Here is a 7381-nt window from a genome sequence, read left to right on the forward strand (position 1 = left end):
GAGAACATATATTAATGGCAAAGATAATAAACTAATTAGTGCTGGTAAACTACGAGACGCAGTGAGGGAACCGCCAAATGTTTGCATCCATAATCGAGCCATTAAATAATATAAAGGTGGATGATGGGGATTTTCAAATGCTAGAGATTTGAGAGTTCCTATGAAAGTGCTTTGCGGTTGAATTTGTTGATACTTTTGTAGTTGTTGAGCTGGAATAATTTGGTTTTGAAATAATTCTTGGTCAATATTAGCCCGGTTAAAACCTGCAACTCTTAAAGAAGTATGTACTTCGTCATACCAATAGACTTTTTTATCGAGGTGGAAAAAGCGGAATCCTATTCCTAAAGTTATGGCAATAATTAGCAATATAACTAGGGGTTGGAAGAAGATTTTATGGTTTAATTTGAGAGTCATTTCAGTTATTATTTATCAGTATCTTCTAAATTCAAAATTATTAATTCGCTCATTATAAACTCTACCTGTTTGCTCCGCATGACCCAGGAAAGTCAGAGGCTTGAAATCAGGAAAATATTTTTGATTTTTTCGTTCTAAAGAACGAGGTTTGAATCCTTAATTCAACAATTATTGAAATTCACTTATGATTAATTTTTTTTAACTTTGAATGCCCGAATTTTTCATTCAAAAAATGGTCAATTAATATAGCTTTAAACCTATACCAAAAATAATAGCTAATAGTTGATAGTGAAGTTCCTCTGCCCATAGTCAGCTCCTATGCGCTTATGCTAGATGACGGCTGAATGCTTACCGAATAATTAATAATTAATAATTAAATAATTCACCTTTAAAGCCTCCCCTTGAAAGGGGAAAAAAATAAATTTTTTTCTTTTATATAATGTTCGGATAATCAGTTATAAATAAAATTTCAGCTCTGACAGTAGGGAAAAGATATTACACTTCTACTTTTCTCCTGACTCCTTTCTCCAGCAATTCTGACTCCTGACTCCTGACTCCTTGATAATTATTTATAAGTATTCAACCGAACATAATATTAGTCAATCCTATCCCTTTTAGGGAGAGGCAATTATCCATTATCCATTAATGAAGGATTTTAGCCTATAAAATCCTGGGAATTACAAATGACATCCTTACAAGTGAATTGATATTATTTATTGGTCAAATAAATTCAAAATTATTAATTCGCTCATTATCACCTCTGCCTGTTTGCTCCGCATTCCGCAGTCAAGTTAGAGGCTTGAAATCAGGAAAATATTTTTGATTTTTTCACTCTTTGAAGAACGAGGCTTCAATCCTTAATTAAAGAATTATTGAAATTCACTTATGACGAATTTTTTTTGAACTTTGAATGCGCGAATTTTTCATTCAAAAAATGGTCAATTAATATAGCTTTAAACCTATACCAAAAATAATAGATGATAGTTGATAGTGAAGTTCCTCTGCCCATAGTCAGCTCCTATGCGCTTATGCTAGCTGACGGCTGAATGCTTACCGAATAATTAATAATTAATAATTAAATAGTTCACCTTGAAAACCTCCCCTTTCAAGGGAAAAAAATAAATTTTTTTCTTTTAGTCAATCCTCTCCCTAAAAGCTATCCCTTATAAGGAACTCTTGAAACCCTTGTGGGAGGGTGGGGAGGATGGGGAGGAGCGGGAGGATGGGGAGGATGGGGAGGATGGGGATGGGGAGGAGCGGGAGGATGGGGAGGATGGGGAGGATGGGGATGGGGAGGAGCGGGAGGATGGGGAGGAGGGGGAGGATGGGGAGGATGGGGAGGATGAGGATGGGGAGGAGCGGGAGGAAGAATTCTGTCTACATTCATAAAAAAGTGTATTGAAAAATACTCTTTTCTCCTGAAAAAGCCGATTCAAGACTTAAACATAACTCCTCTATGTTGTCAAGTTTTATGAAAAGAGAAAGATGTTTATAAAGCATAGCCCTAAAAGGGAGAGGTAATTATCCATTAATGAAGGATTTTATAGGCTAAAATCCTGGGAATTACAAATGACATCCTTACAAGTGAATTGATATTATTTATTGGTCAAATAAATTCAAAATTATTAATTCCCTCATTATCACCTCTGCCTGTTTGCTCCGCATTCCGCAGTCAAGTTAGAGGCTTGAAATAAGGAAAATATTTTTGATTTTTTCACTCTTTGAAGAACGAGGCTTCAATCCTTAATTAAACAATTATTGAAATTCATTTACTAACCAAAATTTTTGAACTTTGAATGCGCGAATTTTGAATTACCAAAATGGTAATTTTGTTTCACTAAATTAGTAAGATTAAGAGATATTATAAGGAGGTTGTCACTATCAAATATAGCTAACTTATAAACTGTTTGTAAAATAAGTCTTAAGAGAGTTGTTGAGTGACTAAAATCTCAAAGTAAAAGGTACTTCAAGAGATTGAAATTTGGTAGATTGATTAGGTCGAAAGGTATATATGTTCCCTTTATTTTAACTCTTCAATACTTGTCTTGATTTCTTCCTACCCCCATACCTATTCCCTATTCCCTATTCCCTATCTCCTTTTTATATTTCCTGATACATTCAGTCTCTTATATCGTTTCACGCAAATTAAAAGTCAACACTCAACAGTCAAAAATCTCTAATGCCGAGAACAAATTTATCTAAATTTACGTCAAGTATACTAACTAGATATCCAAATATTCAACTTATCTAAATTATCAGACCGTAAAATTATGATTTTCTCTCGTTGTAATTCTCTTAATACCTATTTATTAGGTACTGCTACTGTCGCAGCAATTATTATTACCATCCCGACAGAAGCAACTGCCAAAACTGCTCAACAAGTAGCAGAAATAGCAACACCAATTACAGTACAAATAAATAGTGACTTAGGCGATGGTTCTGGTGTAATAATTGCTAAAAATGGAAATATTTACACAGTGCTTACTGTTAACCATGTCCTTGAAGATTCAACTATTAAATATAGCGTCAGAACTCATCAAGAAAAAGACTATGAAGTAATTGATGTAATTAACTTACAAACAACTGATGAAGAACCAGATTTAGCAATACTTAAATTTGAAAGTTCACAAACATATCCAGTGGCAATTTTAGGTAACTCTGAACAATCAGTTATTGGGTCTCAAATATATGTTTTTGGTTATCCAGCAACTGGTGGTTTATTTGGTACCGATAGAGCGCCAGAATTATCGCCAGGATTAGTAACCAGTCGCCCTAAAAATCGCCCAGAAGGTTATACTTTACGTTATCAAGCTGTTACTTGGAGTGGCATGAGTGGGGGTCCGGTTTTTGATGCAGATGGTCGTGTTATTGGTATTCACGGACAAGGAGAATTTGGCTTTGCTCAAACTAATTCTGGTGATATAGCGCCAATTAAAACAGGATTTAATGCGGCAGTTCCTATTAATAGTTTTATTAGAAAATTATCTGATGTTGGTATTAATCAATCAGACTTAATTTTAGATGATACTCCAGCAAATAGTAATCCTGTTTCAACAATTAATCCTCAAAGTTCTGAAGCTTTATATTTTAGGGGTATAACTTATTTGGATCAAGGAGATGCTTGGGAGGCGATCGCTAATTTTAATCGTGCTTTAGAAAAGGAACCTAATAGTCCAGAAATATATTTTAATATAGGTATTGCTCGGAGTTTATTAGTTAATCCTCACGAACCAATAACAAGAGGTCCAAATCCAATTAAAGATTATACTAAAGCAATTGAATTGAATCCAGGTTATGCTGATGCTTATTATAATCGTGCTCATGCTTATTATCAAAATAGCCTGACTTATCAACATATTAAAAATCAGAAAAAAGCTAATCAAGAACTTCTAAAAGCAATAAAAGATTTGCAAAAAGCAGCAGAACTTTATCAGCAAGGTGGTAGAGTTAAAGCTTATCAAGAAACCCTAGATTTAATTGAAAAGTTTCGGGATTTCTGATTAGTCTAATTCTGTAAGTTTTTTAATTTTACGTTGATACTCAGCTTTAAGAGATTTAATTTTTAGTTCAAGCTGAGTTTCATAGTTTTCTTTTAATGAATTGATTTTTTGCTGAAGCTGATTTTGATTTTGAGAAGTAATAGACCTCATAGTTTCTAGCATAGATTCTTGATGAATTTCTTCTAATTCTTTAATCTTATTTTGTAGTTGATTTTGATGCTTTGCTTCTAAAGATTGAATAGTTTCTCTGAGTTCTCGATCACGTTCATTCCCTAATTCAGTAATTTCCTGTTGATGTTTTTCTTGTAAAGACTTGGTAATATCTTGAATTTTTCCCTGATGAAGTTTTTCTAATTCTTGAAACTTTTTCTGGTATTCTAGTTGCCAAAAATTATTATTTTCTTGGATTTTTTGTTGATAATTTCTTTCTAAATCTATTGTTTGATGAGAATATTTATCTGTCAACTCTCTAATAGTTTTTTGTGCTTTAGATTCAGCAGATGCTAATTTTTGTATCTGTTCTGCTTGTAATGACTTAATCTGTGCCTGCAGCTGGTTTTCTAATTGAACTTTCTCTGTCAATTTTTTCTGATGTTCTACTTCTAAAGCTTCTATTTCTGCTTGTTTTTTTTCTTGAGAAGCAGCTTGTATTTTTGTAATTTCACTTTGGTGCTTCTTCTTAGCAAGAGCGATTTTTTCTTGTGTATTTTCTAACTTATTCCTCAGTTGTTGAATTTGCTCTTGATATTCTGTATCTAATAATTGAATTTCTTGTTTCTGTTCTTGTTGAAGATCGTAGATTTGTTCATTGACTTCTCGTAACTGTCCATCATAATTTTTCGCTTGTTTTTTTAAGCGCTTTTCTAATAACCAATAAGCACAACCGATACCTGCCAAACAACTAATAATTGCAGTTACTATAAATAATGTTATCGACATAATTTTACCTATCTCCTAATTTTTTTTATAACCACCTATAAATGACACTATCCTTTCAATAATTAATAATTACTCCTTCTCTAATAGAAGGATTGGTTAAAAGGAATTTTTTGTTTTTTTCTCCTTGAAAGGAGAGACTTTAAACCTGATTTTTTTGGAATTACAGCAGTTTCACGCCCGCGCGTGAGGTACAAAGCTTTACTATTTGTTAAAAGCTGGAAACCTGTTAGTAATTTTGGCACTTCAAGCATCTTGCTTGTTACACTGTGTTACACTGTACCTCACCATCCTCATGCATTGCTGTAAATGATGTAAGCTAAACATTAGCATAGTTTGTGATTTTTTTATGTATAGCAGAAAGAAGAAAATTAATTATTAATATTCTAATTATTAATATTCTGTTGCTATATAATGAACATCTGATATTTCTATTTTAATAAATATAGTATGGAAAACCAATCTAAATATTTACATATTACTCGCGCTCATGTTTTTATTACTGGAAAAGTGCAAGGAGTTGGTTACCGTTTCTCAACATTACAAACAGCAGTTAGTTTAGGTATCAATGGTTGGGTGAAAAATTTACCTGATGGAAGAGTCGAAGCTGTTTTTGAAGCGAGCGACGAACTTGTGAAAAAGATGATTAACTGGTGTTATCAAGGTCCTAAGTCTGCTGTAGTTAAGGATGTTGTAGTAAAATATGAACAAGCGGAAAGTATTGAAGGTTTTGAAATTCAGCGTTAAGAATTGCAGAAGTGAAATTGACCGTTCAGAATGCAATTTCTTAAATTTAGCACCACTAACATCATGTCCGGTTGAACAGTTTAAATAACGGGAGTCGTAGGGGCGATTTCGTTCCGAATGCTGTCGCTTTCCGCTTAATTGAAGCATAACAAACGGAAATCGCCCCTACAGAAGGTTAGCTGCGCGAACGCACAAACCGCTCTAACCTTGCCATCCCTTTTTCAATAGTTGCTAAGTCAGTAGCATAAGATATCCGAATATGATCATCTGCGCCAAAAGCAACACCAGGAATAACCGCCACATTCTGCTCTTCTAATAAAGCATTACAAAACTCCAGAGAACTATCACTAATCTTGCTAATATTGACAAACATATAAAAAGCTCCATCTGGTTGATTACAAAAAATACCAGGCATCGCATTCAGTAAATCATAAATTATCTGCCGACGTTTAGCAAAAGCTAGACGCATCTGTTCAACACAGTCTTGAGACGACTCCAATGCAGCGATCGCTCCATACTGAGCAAAAGTACAAACATTTGATGTACTATGTCCCTGAATTTTCACCGTAGCGTTAATCAATTCTACAGGTGCTGCCAAAAATCCGATTCGCCAACCAGTCATTGAATAAGCTTTAGCAAAACCATTACTAATAATAGTATTTTTCAAGATTTCAGAGTTGACTGCACCAATACTCAGATGTTGAGCATCATCATAAATAATCTTTTCATAAATCTCGTCAGAAACTACCAAAATATCCTTCTCCACTACTACTTCTGCTAATGCTTTAATTTCTGCAGGTTGATAAACCATCCCAGTTGGATTAGATGGTGAATTCAGCACAAATAATTTGGTTTTATCCGTAATAGCTTGACGGAGTTGTTCCGGTGTAACCTTATAACCAGTTTCAGCACCAGTAGTCAAAATTACTGGTTCCCCACCTGCCAATTTAACCATCTCAGGATAACTCAACCAATAAGGCGCCGGAATAATAACCTCATCCCCTGGTTCAATTAACGCCAACATCAGGTTAAACAAAGAATGTTTACCCCCATTCGTAACAATAATATTTTCCGCCTTGTAGTTTAGGCCATTTTCCCTAGAGAGCTTCTGGGCGATCGCTTCTCTAAGTTTAGGTTCTCCCGCTGCTGGGCCATATTTAGTCTTACCTAAGTCCAGCGCTTTTTGAGCTGCTGCTTTAATGTGTTCTGGGGTATCAAAGTCAGGTTCCCCGGCACTAAAACTACAAACATCTATTCCTTCAGCTTTCATTGCTTTTGCTTTAGCGGAGATAGTCAAAGTTAGGGAAGGTGTTACTTGATCAACTCTTGTTGCCAGTTTCATTTTTTATCTATTTGGGTAATTAAAGTTTCTATTCTAGGTTGGACAATGTTTAAGTTCAACCTAGACTATTAGAAAATATTGACATTCAAAGTCATAAATTTAGTAGCAGATGTAGCAGATGTGTATTAGACTTCTCCAGAAAAGAGGGAACAGGGAACACTTAACTGGGAACAGGAAGAAGTTATTGATAATTTATGGATAAGAATTGGTTTTATTTTGGATTTTTGGAGATGTCTATTTTTGAAGTCTTGAGGAAGGTAGTATAGCGCTACCCGTAAGTCAAAAGTTATAGCAGGGAACAGGGAACAGGGAACAGGGAACAGGGAACAGTTAGAAAAACATTTCCCAGTCTAAGGTTCATCATCAGTCCATGTCCTAACCAACTGTTTCTCAGCTATATCTATGTATGTTCATAATTCCATCCACACTTCCCACACTCCCG

General features: G+C 34.6%; 6 protein-coding genes. 3 read left to right on the plus strand and 3 right to left on the minus strand.

Translation table 11 applies throughout. The annotated features are described in order from the left end of the window. Window positions 1–414, minus strand: a 414-nt coding sequence (locus F6K40_RS37410; RefSeq protein ID WP_483143788.1) for a glycosyltransferase family 39 protein, incomplete at its 3' end; no start/stop codon positions are given. Between the two features lie 1176 nt (window positions 415–1590). On the opposite strand from F6K40_RS37410, the gene F6K40_RS37415 reads away from it, so the two are divergent. Together F6K40_RS37415 and F6K40_RS37420 are read left to right on the plus strand one after the other, a co-directional pair. Further along, a complete protein-coding gene (locus tag F6K40_RS37415) occupies window positions 1591–1803 on the plus strand; it encodes a hypothetical protein (RefSeq protein ID WP_293144448.1) in 213 nt (70 codons plus the stop codon). A gap of 881 nt (window positions 1804–2684) precedes the next feature. Next, on the plus strand, window positions 2685–3914 hold the full coding sequence (locus F6K40_RS37420; protein ID WP_293144451.1) for a tetratricopeptide repeat-containing S1 family peptidase: 1230 nt from the start codon (window positions 2685–2687) through the stop codon (window positions 3912–3914). On the opposite strand, the gene F6K40_RS37425 is transcribed toward F6K40_RS37420, so the two are convergent. Continuing rightward, complete coding sequence (locus tag F6K40_RS37425) at window positions 3915–4853, minus strand: hypothetical protein (RefSeq protein WP_293144454.1); 939 nt, start codon at window positions 4851–4853, stop codon at window positions 3915–3917. Window positions 4854–5300: 447 nt separating this feature from the next. Here F6K40_RS37425 and F6K40_RS37430 point away from each other — a divergent pair, with 447 nt between their 5' ends. After that, on the plus strand, window positions 5301–5597 hold the full coding sequence (locus F6K40_RS37430; RefSeq protein ID WP_293144457.1) for an acylphosphatase: 297 nt from the start codon (window positions 5301–5303) through the stop codon (window positions 5595–5597). 175 nt (window positions 5598–5772) lie between these two features. Here the strand turns inward: F6K40_RS37430 and F6K40_RS37435 are convergent, their stop codons facing one another. Continuing rightward, on the minus strand, window positions 5773–6939 hold the full coding sequence (locus F6K40_RS37435; protein WP_293144459.1) for a pyridoxal phosphate-dependent aminotransferase: 1167 nt from the start codon (window positions 6937–6939) through the stop codon (window positions 5773–5775). Window positions 6940–7381 lie beyond the last annotated feature (442 nt).

The organism is Okeania sp. SIO3I5 (assembly GCF_010672085.1).
Classification (GTDB): Bacteria; Cyanobacteriota; Cyanobacteriia; order Cyanobacteriales; family Microcoleaceae; genus Trichodesmium.